8 protein-coding genes and 1 pseudogene are annotated in these 16,851 nt (G+C 70.5%); 6 read left to right on the plus strand and 3 right to left on the minus strand.

Translation table 11 applies throughout. The features are described 5' to 3' along the window. Positions 1–20 precede the first annotated feature (20 nt). Positions 21–3,332, plus strand: a complete 3,312-nt coding sequence (locus ACZ5K7_RS25735; RefSeq protein ID WP_468916550.1) for a GH92 family glycosyl hydrolase — start codon at positions 21–23, stop codon at positions 3,330–3,332. A 77-nt stretch (positions 3,333–3,409) separates the two neighbouring features. On the opposite strand, the gene ACZ5K7_RS25740 is transcribed toward ACZ5K7_RS25735, so the two are convergent. The 3 genes from ACZ5K7_RS25740 to ACZ5K7_RS25750 all read right to left on the minus strand — a co-directional run bounded on the left by ACZ5K7_RS25740 (position 3,410) and on the right by ACZ5K7_RS25750 (position 8,674). After that, positions 3,410–5,116 carry a carbohydrate binding domain-containing protein gene (locus tag ACZ5K7_RS25740; protein ID WP_468916552.1) on the minus strand — a complete coding sequence of 569 codons (1,707 nt, stop codon included), beginning with the start codon at positions 5,114–5,116 and terminating at the stop codon, positions 3,410–3,412. A gap of 204 nt (positions 5,117–5,320) precedes the next feature. Next, the gene (locus ACZ5K7_RS25745) at positions 5,321–7,270 is read right to left on the minus strand and encodes a LamG-like jellyroll fold domain-containing protein (RefSeq protein ID WP_468916554.1); all 1,950 of its coding nucleotides are present in this window, start codon (positions 7,268–7,270) and stop codon (positions 5,321–5,323) included. A gap of 168 nt (positions 7,271–7,438) precedes the next feature. Continuing rightward, on the minus strand, positions 7,439–8,674 hold the full coding sequence (locus ACZ5K7_RS25750; RefSeq protein ID WP_351699268.1) for an MFS transporter: 1,236 nt from the start codon (positions 8,672–8,674) through the stop codon (positions 7,439–7,441). A gap of 937 nt (positions 8,675–9,611) precedes the next feature. On the opposite strand from ACZ5K7_RS25750, the pseudogene fusA reads away from it, so the two are divergent. The 5 genes and pseudogenes from fusA (at position 9,612) to ACZ5K7_RS25775 (ending at position 16,728) form a co-directional block, all read left to right on the plus strand. Beyond that, positions 9,612–11,665 (plus strand): annotated as a pseudogene (gene fusA, locus ACZ5K7_RS25755) (elongation factor G). Between the two features lie 499 nt (positions 11,666–12,164). Continuing rightward, the gene (locus tag ACZ5K7_RS25760) at positions 12,165–13,481 is read left to right on the plus strand and encodes an ABC transporter substrate-binding protein (protein ID WP_351699273.1); all 1,317 of its coding nucleotides are present in this window, start codon (positions 12,165–12,167) and stop codon (positions 13,479–13,481) included. Positions 13,482–13,486: 5 nt separating this feature from the next. Beyond that, positions 13,487–14,476, plus strand: coding sequence for a carbohydrate ABC transporter permease (locus ACZ5K7_RS25765; protein WP_351699279.1), 990 nt, complete (start codon positions 13,487–13,489; stop codon positions 14,474–14,476). A gap of 7 nt (positions 14,477–14,483) precedes the next feature. Further along, complete coding sequence (locus tag ACZ5K7_RS25770; protein WP_468916584.1) at positions 14,484–15,323, plus strand: carbohydrate ABC transporter permease; 840 nt, start codon at positions 14,484–14,486, stop codon at positions 15,321–15,323. A 46-nt stretch (positions 15,324–15,369) separates the two neighbouring features. Beyond that, positions 15,370–16,728, plus strand: a complete 1,359-nt coding sequence (locus ACZ5K7_RS25775; RefSeq protein ID WP_351699281.1) for a GH1 family beta-glucosidase — start codon at positions 15,370–15,372, stop codon at positions 16,726–16,728. The last annotated feature ends 123 nt before the right edge of the window (positions 16,729–16,851 follow it).

The raw sequence follows: 16,851 nt of genomic DNA on the forward strand, positions 1-16,851 counted from the left end.
TTGTGGTCTGCGTCCTGGGCATGGCAGCCCTTCCGCTTCCGGCGACCGGAAGCGCCCAGGCCGCGGGCAACGCGACGCCGCCCCTCGTGAAGGACCCCGCGTCCCTCGTCAACCCCCTCATCGGCACCTCCGGTGCGGTGGACACCTTCCCCGGCCCCGACATGCCGGCCGGCATGGTGCAGTGGGGCCCCGACACCACCCCGCACCGCCCCGACGGCGGCGGCTACGAGTACACCGCCGACAAGATCTCCGGCTTCAGCCTCACCCACGTCTCCGGACCCGGCTGCCCCGTCGCGGGCGACCTGCCCGTCCTGCCGGTGACCGGTGCCCTGTCGGGTGACCTCGGCAGCACGTCCGTCGGCTTCGGCCATGACAAGGAGCAGGCCGGCATCGGGTCCTACAAGGTCACCGACGCCAACGGGGTCAGCACCGAGCTGACCGACACCACCCGCGCCGGGCTGGGCAGCTTCACCTTCCCTTCGGGGCAGCAGGCGAACCTGCTGTTCAAGCTCAGCGGGGGCGCCACCCAGGTGGACGGAACCCGCGTCCAGGTGGTGAACAGCAAGGAGATCAGCGGCGCGATCGACAGCGGTCACTTCTGTGGCGCGAACAACCGGTACACGCTGCACTTCGACGTCAAGTTCGACCGGCCGTTCACCGCGAGCGGCACCTGGGTCGGCAGCACCATCACCCCCGACGCGACGTCACTGAAGGCGGGCAAGGTCAGCCAGACCCCGCAGAAGTCCACGTCGAAGCCGCTGAAGGAGAAGCACTTCACCGTCCCGGCGAAGCCGGCCCCGACGGTCCACGGGAGCACTGCCAAGGCCTCCGCGACACCGAGCGCCAGTACGGCATCCCGGTTGCCCAAGGCCGCCAAGGCCGCCCAGCCCCCCACGACCGGCGCGAACGGCATGTACCTGACCTTCGACACGTCGTCGAACACCAAGGTGACGGCGAAGGTCGGCATCTCGTACACGAGTGACGCGAACGCGGCGGACAACCTCGCCCGCGAGATCGGGAGCTGGAACCTCGGCGCCGTCGAGCGGGCCAACCACGACGCCTGGCACACGGTACTGAAGAACATCCAGGTGGGCGGCGGTTCCGCCGACCAGCAGACGCAGTTCTACACCGCGCTCTACCACGCGCTGCTGCACCCGAACGTCTTCTCCGACGCCAACGGCCAGTACATGGGCATGGACAACCAGGTCCACAAGCTGGCCAAGGGGCAGAAAGCCCAGTACGCCACATACTCCGGCTGGGACACCTACCGCTCCCAGACCCAGCTGATGGCGATGGTCGAACCCAAGGTCGCGAGCGACGTCGTCACCTCGATGCTCAACGGCTACGACCAGACGGGCCTGCTGCCCAAGTGGGCCTCGAACAACGGCGAGAGCTATGTGATGGTCGGTGACCCGGCCGCCGGCATCATCGCCGGCGCGTATGCCTTCGGCGCCACGGACTTCGACACGGGCAAGGCCCTCGCGGCCCTCCAGCACGAGGCCACCGTCCCGAACAACGACCGCCCCGGCGAGTCGGTACGGGACGCGAAGGGCTACCTTCCGCTGGACGAGAGCTACGGCTGCTGCAACTTCTACGGCCCGGTCTCCACCCAACTGGAGTACGACTCCGCCGACTACGCCCTCGCCGCCTTCGCCAGGTCGCTCGGCAAGACGTCCGTCTACGAGAAGTTCGCCACCCGCGCCCAGGACTGGATGAACGTCTTCAACCCGCAGACCGGCTACCTCCAGGCCAAGAACAAGGACGGCCAGTTCGCGGGCGGTTTCACCCCCGGCACCTCCAACGGCTTCGTGGAGGGCACCTCCGCCCAGTACACCCCCATGGTCCCCTTCAACCTGAAGCAGCTCATCCAGGCACGCGGCGGCACCCAGGCGTACTCGTCCTACCTGGACAGCCTGCTCGACGACATCACGAGCCCCGGCAGCACCGACGCCGACCTGAGCAACGAGCCCAGCGTGGAGATCCCCTGGGAGTACGACTACACCGGCGAGCCGTGGAAGACCCAGGCGGCCGTCCGTGAGGCCCAGCAGGACCTGTACTTCAACGCGCCGGTCGGCTCGTTCGGCAACGACGACCTCGGCGCCATGAGCTCCTGGTACGTCTGGTCCGAGCTGGGCCTGTACCCGGAGACCCCGGGCGCGGACACCCTGGTGCTCGGCAGCCCGGTGTTCCCGGTGGCCCAGGTGACCGTCGGCGGGAAGACCGTGCGGATCAACGCCCCGCAGGCCGCGACCGACGCGCCGTACGTGCAGTCGCTCGACGTCAAGGGCAAGGCCTGGAACACCTCCTGGCTGACGTACCAGCAGTTCAAGGGCGCGGGCACCATGGACTTCACGCTCGGTACCGAGCCCGACACCTCCTGGGCGTCCGGCCCGTCGGCGGTGCCGCCGTCGGACACCACGGGCGGCGGGCGGGTGCTGGCGGCGACCGGCCCCAGCAACGGTCTGGTCCTCCAGCCGGGCACGGGTGATGACGGCACCCTCGACCTGACCAACCTCGGCGGCCAGGCCGTCACGGTCGACTGGACGGCGACGGCCCCAACCGGCGTCACCCTGGACACCGCGTCCGGCTCGCTCACCGTGCCCGCCTCGGGCAGCGCCGAGGCGAAGGTCCACGTGACGGCGGGCCCGGACGAGGGGACGTATCCGGTCGCCTTCGCCCTGACCGACCACGGCACCGGTGCGGCACTGCCGGGGGCGGTCCTCCGGGTGGCCGTGGCCAAGGCCGGCGCCCTGTGGCCGTACGACACCAACGAGGGCATCTACCCCGACGGCAGCGGCTTCTCGGGCGGCTTCGACGGCGGCGGCTGGGCCTTCTCGCAGAACGCGCTGTCGGCGGCCGGCGTCACCAGCGGCTCCACCCTCACGGTCGACGGCATCTCCTACCTCTGGCCGACGGTGACGTCCGGGCAGCCCGACAACCTGGAGATGGCCGGCCAGACCATCCCCATGCCCGCCGGCACCTCGGGCGCGTCACTGGGTCTGCTGGGCGCGGCGGTCAACGCGCCGACCGACGGCAGTGGGGTCTCGGGCACACTGACCGTCACCTACACCGACGGCACCACCTCCCGGGCGACGGTCGGCTTCTCGGACTGGACGCTCAACGGCGGGCCGAGCAAGCCGCTGCCGGGTGACACGACGGCCGTCACGACGACCTACCGGAACACCGGGAGCGGCGGCCGGGACAACGTGAAGACCTATGTCTTCGCCACGAAGGTCCCGCTGGACCCGTCCAGGCAGGTGGCATCGGTGACGCTGCCGGTGACCGGCCAGACGGGCACCGACCACCTGTTCTCCTACGGCTTCGGCCAGTAGGAGACACCGGCACCGAGCAGAAGGGGCGGTTCCCGGACTCCCGTCCGGGAACCGCCCCTTCAGTGTGCGGACTTCGCTCAGGCGAGGCTGAAGTCGTCGGCGTCGACGGCGGCCTGGCCGTACCAGCCGTGGACGTAGACCGTGACCGTTCCGCTGCTGCCGGTGGTGAAGGTGACCTTGAGCTGGTTCCAGCTCGCGCTGTTCGACCAGGTGCTCGCGGTGGCACCGCCGCTGACACCGACGTAGGCGTACGGGCCTTGCACCCAACCGGACAGCGTGTAGGTGTGGTTGGGGGAGAGGGTGACGGTCTGGTCGCATTCCCCGGTGCCGCTGGAGCTCGGCGTGACCTGGAGGCTGTGGCTGCCGCTGTGGACCGGGCTGGAGACGACCGTGCTGCCGCCGGTGCAGGTCCAGGGGCTCGGACTGCCGGTCTCGAAGCCCGCGTTGGTCAGTGAGCCCCCACCGCCGCCGCCTCCGCCGGAGGAGGTGACCGTGAGCGTGTAGGTCGCGCTGTGGCTGCCGCTCGCGGCGGTGCCGGTGACGGTGATCGGGTAGCTGCCCGCGGCCACCGACGAGCCGACCGTCGCCGTCAGCGTCGAACTGCCCCCGGAGGTGACGGAGGCGGGGCTGAAGGAGACGCCGACCCCGGAGGGCGCGCCGGACGCGGACAGGGCGACGGACTCGGCGCTGCCGGAGGTGACGGCGGTGGAGACGGTCGCGGTCGCCGAACCGCCCTGGGCGACCGAGGCGGAGCCCGGCGACAGGGCCAGGGAGAAGTCGGTGGTGGTGCCTCCGCCGCCGCCCGAGCTGCCCTCGTAGGGCACGAACGCGTCGGTGAACGCGAGGCTGTTCTGGCTGATCTCGCTGCACGTGGGCAGGGAGTTGGCGTTCCCTCCGCACGCCTGGTCCCGGGTGATCGCCCAGAACGCCAGCCGCCCGACGCCGTTCTGCGCGGCGAAGCTCTCCACCGTCTGGGCGTCGGCCAGGGTGAAGGTGGAGCCGTCGTCGTTCTTGCCGATCATCGGGGTGATGCCGAGGTTGGCGTAGCTGTAGCCGGAGTCGACGGACTGCATCTGCGCCAGCGTGGCCCGGGACGCGGAGAGGGCGGCCTGGCCCATCTCGGTGCCGGTGCCGGCGTAGTAGTCCATGGCCATGATGTTGACGACGTCGATCTTGATGCCGGCGTTCTTGGCGGCCTTGAGGATGTTGACGCCGTCGCCGGTCAGCCCGCTCGTCAGCACCGGCAGGGTCATGGAGAACTGAAGCCCCGGGTTGGCGGCCTTGAGGTCCTTCATCGCCTGCATCTGACGGGCCGCGGCCGCGGTGTCCGCGATGGCGGCGCCCTCGATGTCGAAGTCGAGCTGGGTGACGCCGTAGTCGTTGATGATGGCCTGGTAGCCGGCGTCGATGCTGCTCTGGTTCGAGCACGTCCACGCGAGCGGCTCGCCGGCCGCCCCGCCGGAGGAGATGATCACGGAGGCGCCCTCGGCCTTCGCCCTGGCGATCTCCGGGTCGGTGTAGGAGTCGTTGCCGATGGGGAGCGTGTCGCCCCAGATCTGGGTGCAGCCCACGCCGAGGACGAAGGCCGCCGTGTAGGCCTTGAGCCCGTGTCCGGTGACGGCGGTGTCGAGCAGGCCTTCCTGACCGTTCGACATGTCGACGTAGGGCGCCACGGAGTAGACGCTGCCCGCCGCGGCGCTGCCGGCGGGGGCCAGTGCGACGGCGGCGCCGGTGGCCGTGAGGGCGAGGGCGCACGCGGAAGCCGCGAGTCTTGCCAGGTGCATGACATTGGCCCTTTCGGGATGCCCAGCGAGGGCGGGGGGGGTGGGGGAGGGGCCTGGAGGGGTATTGGTACATACCAAACTCTCCGGGGTCTCCGCCGTCAAGAGGACTAGACCAAAGGCTCTCCCAAGACGCGCGTCTCCGTCGGACGCGCGGCTCCCGTCTCCGGCGAGCCGGTGGGCGGGCCGGAGACGGGGGACACCGCGCTACTTCGCGGTCAGGAACTCGTCCGCGGACAGCGGGCGGTCGACGATCCGGATGTCACCGATGCCACCGTGGAACACGATGTCGACGGCGCCCGCGTACTCGTGGCCGCCCACCAGCCAGGGCAGCCCGAGCGAAGTGAGGCCGACCGACAGGCGCTTCGGGTTGTCGACGACCGGAGCGCCCTCGACGTACAGCTTCGTGTGGCGGCCGTCGTTGACCACCGCCAGGTGCCACCACTTGAGCTCCACCAGGCCGTGTCCCCAGTTGGTGGTCGGGTAGGTGTCGTTGAGGGGGTAGTGGTTGAACTGCGGCTCGCGGCCGTTGTTCGAGATGGCGAGCTGGAGCACGGGCTCGCCGGGGTCGGTGTTCTTGCCGTGCTTGCCGGCGTCCGCGGCCGAACCCCGGCGGCTGAGTATCGACGCCCAGCCGTTGCGGCCGGCGTCCCAGTCCAGCGGCATCCGCACGAACGTCTCGATGGTGTACCCGGACGTGAACGTCTCGGTGTTCAGCGGCGCTTTCGCCCCGGTGGTCAGATACGAGCCGTGCAGCGGGTTCCGGCCGCCCGCGAACGTCAGGCTGGCGTGTGCCGGCTGGTCGGGGTGGTGGTCGTCGGACCAGGTCAGCGCGGAGGCGGCGGTGCCCGGCAGGGTCACCACCGTCAGGTCGTTGCCCTTGCCGGACAGGTCGGGCACGGTCTGGCCCGCGGTGAGGGCGGTGCCGGGCGTGCCCTGCCCGTCGAAGCGCCAGTACGCCAGGGTGCCCTTCACCAGCTCCCGGGCGGCCGGGCGGGCCGGCCTTACCGGCACCGGGGCGAAGCCGGCGAACCGCTCCGCGAAGTCGATCGGCACCGAGAAGTTGTCGACCGGGCCGGTGATCCGGGCGTGCTGGGCCGCCAGTTCGGTACGGGACGCCGGCTTCTGGGCAAGGATCCAGGGGTTGACCGTCTCGACGTCGATCGTGTTCCGGGCCAGGTCGAAGTGGTACAGCCGGATCATGCCGCCACCGCCGAAGTAGCGGTTCTGGTAGTTGGTGATGTGCAGGTGCACCTCGTTGCCGGCGGCGTTCTTCGCGGTGGTGCGCGCGGGCGGCCAGTAGTGGCCGTTGAGGGTGAGGAAGATCTGGTCGTTGTCGTTGATCAGCCGGTCCCAGACCGTGCGGCCGTAGTCGGAGAGTACGGCGTTGTCCTCCGGGTCACCGGACTCGTACGGGAAAACGTTGTCATCGTAGTTCGAGTAGACGAGGTCGTGCGTCGTGAGGATCACCGGCAGCTTCGGGTGCGCCTTGATCACGCCGTCGGCCCAGGCGAAACCCTGCTCGCTGGTCCGCCAGTCCAGGGCCAGCAGCAGCCAGGAGCGGCCGGCGGCCTCGAAGACGTGCGCGGTGTTGTAGCCGGTCGCGTCCGCCCCGGCGAAGGTCTTCGCCCGCTTGAACCGCTGCGGGCCCATGGTCCGCAGATACGCGGTGTCGCCGCGGCTGTCGTCGCCGCTCACGTCGTGGTTGCCGGCCAGCACGCTGTAGGCGGCGCCGTGCGCGTCCAGCAGGTCGAACGCCTTGTCGACCTGCTGGAACGAGGACGGGTCCGCGTCCTGGGTCAGGTCGCCGAGGTGCGCCATGAAGACGATGTTGTCGTCGGAGGCGGTGCCGCTGTTGCCGATGACGTAGCGGAACGACTCCTCCTGCGGCGTCCGGTCGACGCTGTCCTGGCTGCCCCAGTACAGGAACTGGGTGTCCGGCATCACCGCGAGGGTGAACCGGAGGGCGGCCGGGTCCGGTCTCCAGGTGCCGGTCCTGCCGCTCTGGGAGATGCCGGCGGCGAACGCGGGTGTGCCGCCGAGCGTGGACGCGCCCACGGCCGCCGCCCCCGCACCGGCCAGCGCCGCGTTGCGGAGAAAACCACGCCTGCTCTGCCCGGCCGTTTCCTGTGACGCAGTGTCATCTTGCATGGACATAGGGCCTTCCCGGGTCGATGGTTCAAACGGCGACGACGCTACCCAGAAGCGCCCCGGGGCGAGCGGACAGGAGATGACAGGCGAAAGCCGGGCAGCTGTCCGGGATCCGAAGACCGACACCTGTCCCGCCGTTCGGCCCGGCCGCGTTCCGGTCGCCAGGTCGCTCGCTCAGGCCGAGGTTTCCGTCACCGTGTGCTCGCCGCGCCGGACGGTGACGAGGGCCGCCCACGCGATGGCGACCAGCGGAATGACACCCGAGATGATCACCTGGCCCTGGCTGGAGACCAGGCTGTTCGGGGTGCCCAGCAGGAAGCCGAGGCCGATGGAGCTGCGGGACAGCGCCTGGAAGCAGGCCCAGGCGCTGCCGTGCACCTCGGCCGGTACCCGCGAGTGCACCGCGTTGCGCAGGCCGACGTTGCACGCGCCGTTGCCGAAGCCCGCGATCAGGAACAGCGGGAAGATCACCGCGGCGACCGGGATCAGACCGGTGAGGAGCAGGCTCACGCCCATGCCCGTGATGCCGCCCAGGATCAGCAGGGTGTGCCGGTCCGCCCAGTCCGCGCGACCCGCGAGCAGGGCCCCGGGCACGGCCCCCAGGGCCCAGGTCGCCAGGAAGAGGCCGAAGACGGTGTCGTTGCCGTGGACGACATCCCGGAGATAGAAGACGCCGGCGACGTTCTCGATGCTGATGGCCAGGATCGACGCCGCCAGCGCGGGCATCAGCGTGCCCACCACCGGGGCGTCGCGCAGTGCCCGGTAGCCGTCCGCGAGTTTCGTGGCGGGGCGGCGGCCGATCGCCACGTCGACGCTGCTCGGCACCGCCAGCATGGTGCAGCCCGCGAGCACGAGGAAGGACCCGGCGTCCACCGCGAGGAGCACGCCGGTACCCCACTGGGAGTTGAGGAAGCCGGCCAGCGGAGGCCCGATCAGCCCCGCCACGGAGAGGCCGGCCGTCAGCAGGCTGTTCGCCCGGCCCGTGTGCCGGTCACCGGCGACGGCGGGCAGCATCTTGAACCCGGCCGCCACCGAGGCCACTCCGGCCAGGGCCGACAGCGCGATGAGCGCGACCCGCACATGGAACCCGCCGACGGCGGTGGCCGCACCGAGGGACAGCGACTGGGCCAGCAGCGCCCACAGACACACGGCGCGCGCGCTGAACCGGTCCACCACGGAGCCGATCAACGGCGCCGCGAGCACCGTGGGGATGAGTTCGGCGAGCATCACCTCGGTCACCCCGAAGCGGATGTCCCGGTCTGCCGCGTTCAGCACCAGCCCCAGCGAGGCGAGGGTGTCGCCGAGACGGGAGAACAGCGTTCCCGCGATGAGCACCTGCGCCGCGACCGGCAGCGCACTGCCCCTGCGCAGCGCGGCGAACGGCGCTCTCCGCGTCTTTTGCGTGTCCAATCCAGTCCTGTCCGTCCACTTGCTGTGCGCATTCAGTCTGTTCGCCGATCAGATTAGGCTCTCCCGCAGAGTGGTGGAGCGTTGACCGGCCACCTGGACGGGCCGCTTTCCGTCCTTTGTGTGCCCTGTCCGAATCCGGGGTGCGATCCCGATTTCTCAGCCACGCGCGATGCTTCACCGAAAATCCACACATGTTCCACATCGGCTCCGGCCGGTCCGGAGCATGCCGACGGGTCCCGGGTGCCACCCGCGACGATGTGCATCCGGGGCGTTCCGGGCGTCCTTTCCCGGGCCGCCCGGCCCGGGAAAGGGGATGAACGTCCTGATGTCCCGCTGGGTGCCGTAAAGCGTGCTTTTCGGCCAATCGCGGGAGTTGTGGCGGACTCTTCCGGTGAACCTGCTCCACCGCCGTTCACCGTCCCGGAAAGCGCCTTCCGGGACGGCGAAGTTATCGATGGCGGCCAGGTGAATGTCCGGAAAATGTCGGGACTACGGGCCGCCCCATTCCCAGAGGAATGGTGAAAAGGGAACGAACCGGCATCTCCGGGAAGCGCAAGTCCCCTGGTGGGAAAACCGGGTGCCGTGTCCCGCGCCCCTGCCTACACTCGCTCGGTATCACGCACCGTAGCCGCGGAAGGCAGTCGCGGTGCTGTGCCATGACGAGTTCGGACGATTGAGGGGAGAGGGTCATGTGCGACCGCGCGAATGCCGTCTCTTCCCGTTCCCGCTACGAGGTGATCCTCGTGTCCCCGTCCCTCCGGTGCCCGCTGCGCGGCCGGTACCGGACTCCGTGACGCCCCACCGGGCCCATCAAATCCTGGCATATGCCAAGGTGTTGACGCTCCGTCAGATGAGGTACCGGTGAACTCCGCCGCACGGAAATTGCGCCGCCCATTCCAGGATCCGTCCGGGAACCGCATTCGAAAGGCAACGGGCCATGCGCACCGAACTCCACCCGAACTCCGTCAACCCCCTCGCGTCCGTTCGTAACCTGGGCATCCTCGCCCACGTCGACGCCGGAAAGACCACCGTCACCGAACGCATCCTCTTTGCCACCGGCACCACACACAAACGCGGCGAGGTCCACGACGGCACCACCGTCACCGATTTCGACCCCCAGGAACGCGACCGCGGCATCACCATCTTCGCCGCGGCCGTCAGCTGCGCCTGGGCCGGCCACCGCGTCAACCTCATCGACACCCCGGGCCATGTGGACTTCGCCGACGAGGTCGAACGCTCCCTGCGGGTCCTCGACGGCGCGATCGCCGTGTTCGACGCGGTGGCCGGCGTGGAGCCGCAGACCGAGTCGGTGTGGCGGCAGGCCGACCGGCACGGCGTGCCCCGGATCGCCTTCGTCAACAAGCTGGACCGTGCGGGCGCCTCGCTCGACAGCGCCGTCGAGTCGATCCGCGCCCGCCTGCACCCGGCCCCGCTCGTCGTCCAGCTGCCCGTCGGCGCGGAGGACGGCTTCACCGGCGTCGTCGACCTCGTACGCATGCGTGCGCTGCTCTGGCCGGACGACAGCGGTACGGCGGTGACGGGACCGGTCCCCGAAGCGCTGCGCGCGGAGGCGGACCGCCGCCGGCGCGCCCTGGAGGAGACGGTGGCCGCGCTGCACCCGGCCGCGCTGGAGGAGTTCTGCGCGCCGGCCGGCCGGCTGTCCGACGGCACGCTGGCCACCGCCCTGCGCGACCTCACCCTGACCGGCGAGGGCGTCGTCGTCCTGTGCGGCTCCGCCTACCGCAACCGGGGCATCGAACCGCTGCTGGACGCGGCCGTGGCCTATCTGCCCTCACCGCTCGACGTGCCTGCCGTGCGCGGTACCCACGAGGGCGCCGAGCGCCGGCGGGCCGCCGACCCCGAAGGGCCGTTCGCGGCACTCGTGTTCAAGGTGACCGCGACGTCCACCGGACGCCTCACCCATGTCCGCATCTACTCGGGCACGATCGAGAAAGGAGACACCGTGTGGGATCCCGCGACCCGCCGCACCGAACGCGTCGCCCGCGTCCTGCGCGTCATGGCCGGCCGGCACGAGCCCCTCGACCGGGCGGTGGCCGGTGACATCGTCGCCGTCGTCGGACCGAAGTCGGCCCGCCCCGGCGCCACGCTGTGCACGCCGGACGCCCCGCTGCTCCTGGAGCCGCCCGTCGCCCCGGAACCGGTGGTGTCCGTCGCCGTCGAGGCCCGGCGCCGTACCGACACCGGCCGGCTGGCCCAGGCGCTGGCCCGGCTGGCCGAGGAGGACCCCTCGCTGGTGGTGCGCACCGACGCGGAGACCGGGCAGACCGTGCTGTCCGGGATGGGCGAACTGCACCTGGAGGTCGCCGTGGCGAAGATCCGCGGGGACGGCGGCCCCGAGGTCGCGGTGGGCCGGCCGCGGGTCGCGCTGAGGGAGACCGTGGCGCGCGGGGTGACCGGCTTCGTGTACCGGCACGTCCACCAGACCGGCGGCGCCGGGCAGTTCGCGCACGTCGTGCTGGACGTGGAACCGCTGGGGCACGAGGCGGGCTTCGCGTTCCGGTCGGCGGTCGTCGGCGGCCGGGTGCCCCAGGAGTACGTCCGCGCGGTCGAGGCGGGCTGCCGGGAGGCCTCACCGAGGGCCCCCTCGGCGGGCACCCGGTCACCGGAGTGCGGGTCACCCTCACCGACGGCTCGACGCATGTGAAGGACTCCTCCGACACGGCGTTCCGTACGGCGGGCAGGCTCGGTCTCCGGGAGGCACTGCGCGGTTGCGCGACGGTCCTGCTGGAGCCGGTCGCGGAGGTCACGGTCACCGTGCCCGAGGACGCGGTCGGCGGGGTACTGGGCGACCTGGCCGCCCGGCGCGGCCGGGTCACCGGTTCCGCGGCCCGGGGCGGGTCGGCGGTGCTGACCGCCACCGTGCCGCTGGCCGAACTCTTCGGCTACGCGACCCGCCTCCGTGGCCGCACCCGGGGCCGGGGCACCTTCACCACCCGCCCGACCGGCTACGCCCCGGCACCCGCCCGGTGACACCGGTCAGGGACCCGGTGTCACCGGGGGCCCGGGGACAACCTCCCCGGGCCCCACCGCCGTAGCCGGCGACCCGCGTCCGCCCTACGCGGTGTCCCGCCCCCGCCCTGCCCGATCGGCCGGTGTCGTCCTCGCCGTGAGCCACGGCCCGCCCGCCTCGCCCGATGCCCGCGCAGCGCCGCATCCCCCCGTCGAAACACAACCGTTGTGGAACGCCCCGCCGGCCCTCTCCGCCCAGGTCACGTGCCTTCGGCGCAGGTCACGACGCCGGGCGCGGGCGTACCATCGGCCCGGAACCCGGTGTTCCCCGGCCCGCCTGCACGGATACCCGTGCCGGATCCCTTGACGAGCCACTGTTCGGGGGATTAACTCACGTCCTAAATTAAGCCATGAGGGGCTTCGGGAGCCGAACGGTGGTCTCGGCCTTCGCAATCGCGGGTGCCGACCTTCGCGAAGCCCTCTCGGGGTTCTCGTCTCCCGGAAAGGCACAGCTGGAGCCATGCGCAGCATCCGAGCCGCGGCCGTAGGCGCCGTCACCATGTCTCTCGCCCTCGCGGCCACGGCCTGCGGTGGCGGGTCGTCCACCGGGGGCGGGTCCAACGACTCCCCGAAGACGCTCACTTACTGGGCCTCCAACCAGGGTGCCAGCATCGAGATCGACAAGAAGGTACTCCAGCCGGAGCTCGACAAGTTCCAGAAGCAGACCGGCGTCAAGGTCAAGCTGGAGGTCGTGCCCTGGTCGGACCTGCTCAACCGGATCCTGACCGCGACCACCTCCGGCCAGGGCCCCGACGTGCTGAACATCGGCAACACCTGGAGCGCCTCGCTGCAGGCGACCGGCGCGCTGCTGCCCTGGGACGCCAAGAACTTCGACAAGATCGGCGGCAAGGACCGCTTCGTCGACTCCGCGCTCGGCTCCACGGGCGCCGAGGGCAAGGACCCGGCGGCCGTACCGCTGTACTCGATGGCCTACGCCCTCTACTACAACAAGAAGATCTTCGCCGACGCGGGGATCGCCAAGCCCCCGGTCACCTGGGACGAGCTGATCGCCGACGGCAAGAAGATATCCGCCAAGGGCAAGTCGGTGCTCGGCGCCGAGGGCGGCAACGTGTCGGAGAACATCCACCACACCTTCGTCTTCGCCAAGCAGCACGGCGCCGACTTCTTCACCGCCGACGGGAAGCCCAACTTCACCGACGACAAGGTCGTCGCCGCGGTGAAGCAGTACGTCGACCTCATGGCCAAGGACAAGGTCATCCCGACCGGCGACGCCGAGTACGCGCAGAACCAGTCGGTGAGCGACTTCGCCAAGGGCAAGCTGGCGATGCTGCTGTGGCAGTCGGCGTCCTCCAACCTCAAGTCGCAGGGCATGAGCGACAGCGACTACGGCATCGCCCCCGTGCCCGTGCAGTCCGGCACCCCCGGCACCGGCGCCCAGGTCAACTCGATGGTCGCCGGCATCAACCTGGCGGTCTTCAAGAACACCAAGAACCTCGACGGCGCGACGAAGTTCGTGAAGTTCATGACCAGCGACGACGAGCAGAAGATCCTCAACACCGCCTACAGCTCCATCCCGCCGGTCAAGGCGGCCCAGGAGGACCCGGCCTTCAACACCCCGGCCAACTCGGTCCTGAAGAACACGCTCGCGACCAGCGCCTCGGCCCTGCCCCAGGTGGCCGCCGAGTCGCAGTTCGAGACGACCGTCGGCACCGCCGTGAAGAACCTGTTCGCCGCTGCGGCCGCCGGCCACGACGTCACCACCGACTCCGTGAAGGCCGAGCTGGAGAAGGCCCAGCAGCAGATGCCGGCGGCCTGAGCACCATGACGACCACCACCGCCGTGCACGAGCCGGTGCAGGCGAACTCCCCCGGGGCGGCGGGCGGCTCGGGCCGCCGCCCCGGGCGGATCCGCCGGATCGGACTGCCCTACCTGCTGCTCCTGCCCGCCCTGCTGCTCGAACTCCTCGTCCATCTGATACCGATGGTCATCGGCGTCGTGATGAGCTTCAAGGAGCTGACCCAGTTCTACATCCGCGACTGGGGCACCGCCCCCTGGTCCGGGTTCGACAACTACCGGACGTCGATCGAGTTCAACGCCCCGGTCGGCAAGGCCCTGCTGCACTCGTTCCTCGTCACCGTCGGCTTCACCCTGCTCTCGGTCGGCCTGTGCTGGCTGATCGGCACCGCGGCCGCGGTGTTCATGCAGGACACCTTCCGCGGCCGGGGCCTGCTGCGGACCCTGTTCCTGGTGCCCTACGCGCTGCCGGTCTACGCGGCCGTCATCACCTGGGTGTTCATGTTCCAGCACGACAACGGCCTGGTGAACCACGTCCTGCACGACCAGCTGCACCTCACCGACAAGCCGTCCTTCTGGCTGATCGGCGACAACAGCTTCTACGCACTGCTCACCGTGTCGGTGTGGAAGGGCTGGCCGTTCGCCTTCCTGATCGTGATGGCAGGCCTCCAGAACATCCCGCGGGAGCTGTACGAAGCGGCCGCCCTGGACGGCGCCGGCATGTGGCAGCAGATCCGCCGGATCACCCTGCCGTCGCTGCGCCCGGTCAACCAGGTGCTGATCCTGGTCCTGTTCCTGTGGACGTTCAACGACTTCAACACGCCGTTCGTGCTGTTCGGCAGGTCCGCCCCGGAGGCCGCCGACCTCATCTCGGTCCACATCTACCAGGCCTCCTTCGTCACCTGGAACTTCGGCACCGGCTCGGCCATGTCCGTGCTCCTGCTGCTCTTCCTGCTGGTGGTGACCGGCGTGTACCTGGTGTTCACCTCGCGCGGACGGAGGACCTCGGATGTCTAGCTCGCCCATGGCCCCGCCGCGTTCCTTCCTCTGGTCCCGGCGGATCTTCCTCACGCTGCTCACCGGGTTCGTGCTGATCCCCGTGTACGTGATGATCTCCAGCTCGCTCAAGCCCCTCGCGGACGTCACCGGCAAGTTCCGCTGGCTGCCGAGCGGGCTGACCCTCCGCCCGTACATCGACATCTGGTCGACGATCCCGCTCGCCCGGTACTTCGTGAACTCGCTGATCGTGTCGGTCGTGGCGACCGTCTGCTCGGTCGTCGTCGCGGTGTTCGCCGCCTACGCGGTCAGCCGCTACGAGTTCCGCGGCAAGCGCGTCTTCACGGTCACCGTGCTGTCCACGCAGATGTTCCCGGGCATCCTCTTCCTGCTCCCGCTGTTCCTGCTGTACGTCAACATCGGCAACGCCACCGGCATCGCCCTGTTCGGCTCCCGCGGCGGCCTGATCCTCACGTACCTGACGTTCTCGCTGCCGTTCTCGATCTGGATGCTGATCGGGTACTTCGACTCGGTGCCGCGGGACCTGGACGAGGCGGCGCTGGTCGACGGCTGCGGACCGCTCGGCGCGCTCCTGCGGATCGTCGTACCTGCCGCCATCCCCGGCATCGTCGCGGTCGCCGTCTACGCCTTCATGACCGCCTGGGGCGAGGTGCTGTTCGCGTCGGTGATGACCAACGACACCACCCGCACCCTGGCCGTCGGCCTCCAGGGCTACTCCACGCTCAACAACGTGTACTGGAACCAGATCATGGCCGCCTCGCTCGTGGTGAGCATCCCCGTCGTGGCCGGCTTCCTGCTGCTCCAGCGCTACCTCGTCGCCGGGCTGACGGCGGGCGCCGTCAAGTGAACCCCCCCTGTTCTGAAGTTCCGAAGCTTGTCGCGAAAGGAATTACGTGACCATCGACCTCGCCGCACTCCCGCACGACTTCCTGTGGGGCACGGCAACCGCGGCGTACCAGATCGAGGGAGCCGTCGCCGAGGACGGCCGCTCACCCTCGATCTGGGACACCTTCTCGCACACCCCGGGGAAGATCGCGGGCGACGACAACGGCGACATCGCCTGCGACCACTACCACCGCTGGCGCGAGGACATCGGCCTGATGGGCCGGCTCGGCACCAACGCCTACCGGTTGTCGATCGCCTGGCCGCGCGTGCGGCCCGGCGGCGACGGCCCGGTCAACGCCAAGGGCCTGGACTTCTACGACGAGCTGATCGACGCCCTGCTGGCGGCGGGGATCACCCCGTCGGTCACGCTCTACCACTGGGACCTGCCGCAGGCCCTCCAGGACCGGGGCGGCTGGCCCGAGCGGGCGACCGCCGAGCACTTCGCCGGCTACGCCTCCGTGGTCGCCGAGCGTCTGGGTGACCGGGTCCGGCACTGGACCACCCTCAACGAGCCCTCCTGCTCGGCCTGGATCGGCCACCTGGAGGGCAAGATGGCCCCGGGCCTGACCGACCTCACGGCCGCCGTGCGCGCCTCCTACCACCTGCTGCTCGGCCACGGCCTGGCCGCCCAGGCGATCCGCGCCGCCGCGCCCGGCGCCGAGGTCGGCATCGTGAACAACCTCTCCACGGTGTTCGCCGCCTCGGACCGTCCCGAGGACGAGGCCGCCGTCCGCCGCCACGACGGGCACGTCAACCGCTGGTGGCTGGACCCGGTGCACGGCCGCGGCTTCCCGGCCGACATGGTCGAGACGTACGGCGTCGAACTCCCCGAGCGCCCCGGCGACCTGGAGACCATCGCCACCCCGCTCGACTGGCTGGGCCTGAACTACTACTTCCCGGCCTACATCGAGGACGATCCCACCGGGCCCGCCCCGTACGCCCGTTCGGTGCGCCGCCCCGACGTCCCGCGCACCGGCATGGACTGGGAGATCGACGCGAGCGGCATCGAGACGCTGCTGCTGCGCCTCACGAACGAGTACGGCGCCCGCAAGCTCTACGTCACCGAGAACGGCTCGGCCTACCCGGACGTGGTCCGCCCCGACGGCACGATCGACGACCCCGAGCGCCAGGAGTACCTGACCGGCCACCTCGCCGCCTGTGCCTCGGCGGCCCGCAAGGGCGCCCCGCTCGCCGGGTACTTCGCCTGGTCGCTGCTGGACAACTTCGAGTGGGCCTACGGCTACGACAAGCGGTTCGGCCTGGTCCACGTCGACTACCGCACCCAGGTCCGCACCATCAAGGGCAGCGGCCACGGGTACGCGGACATCATCCGCGAGCACCGGGGACTGGCCCGCCGGGCGGCCTGACCGGAACCGGGGGGGGGGGGGGGAAGGGGGGGGGGGGGCCCCCCCCCCACCCCCCCCCCCCCCCCCCCCCCCACCGCCCCCCCCCCCCCCCCCGCCACCCCCCCCCCCCCTTTTCTCCCCCCC

Source organism: Streptomyces sp. NPDC031497 (assembly GCF_055580905.1).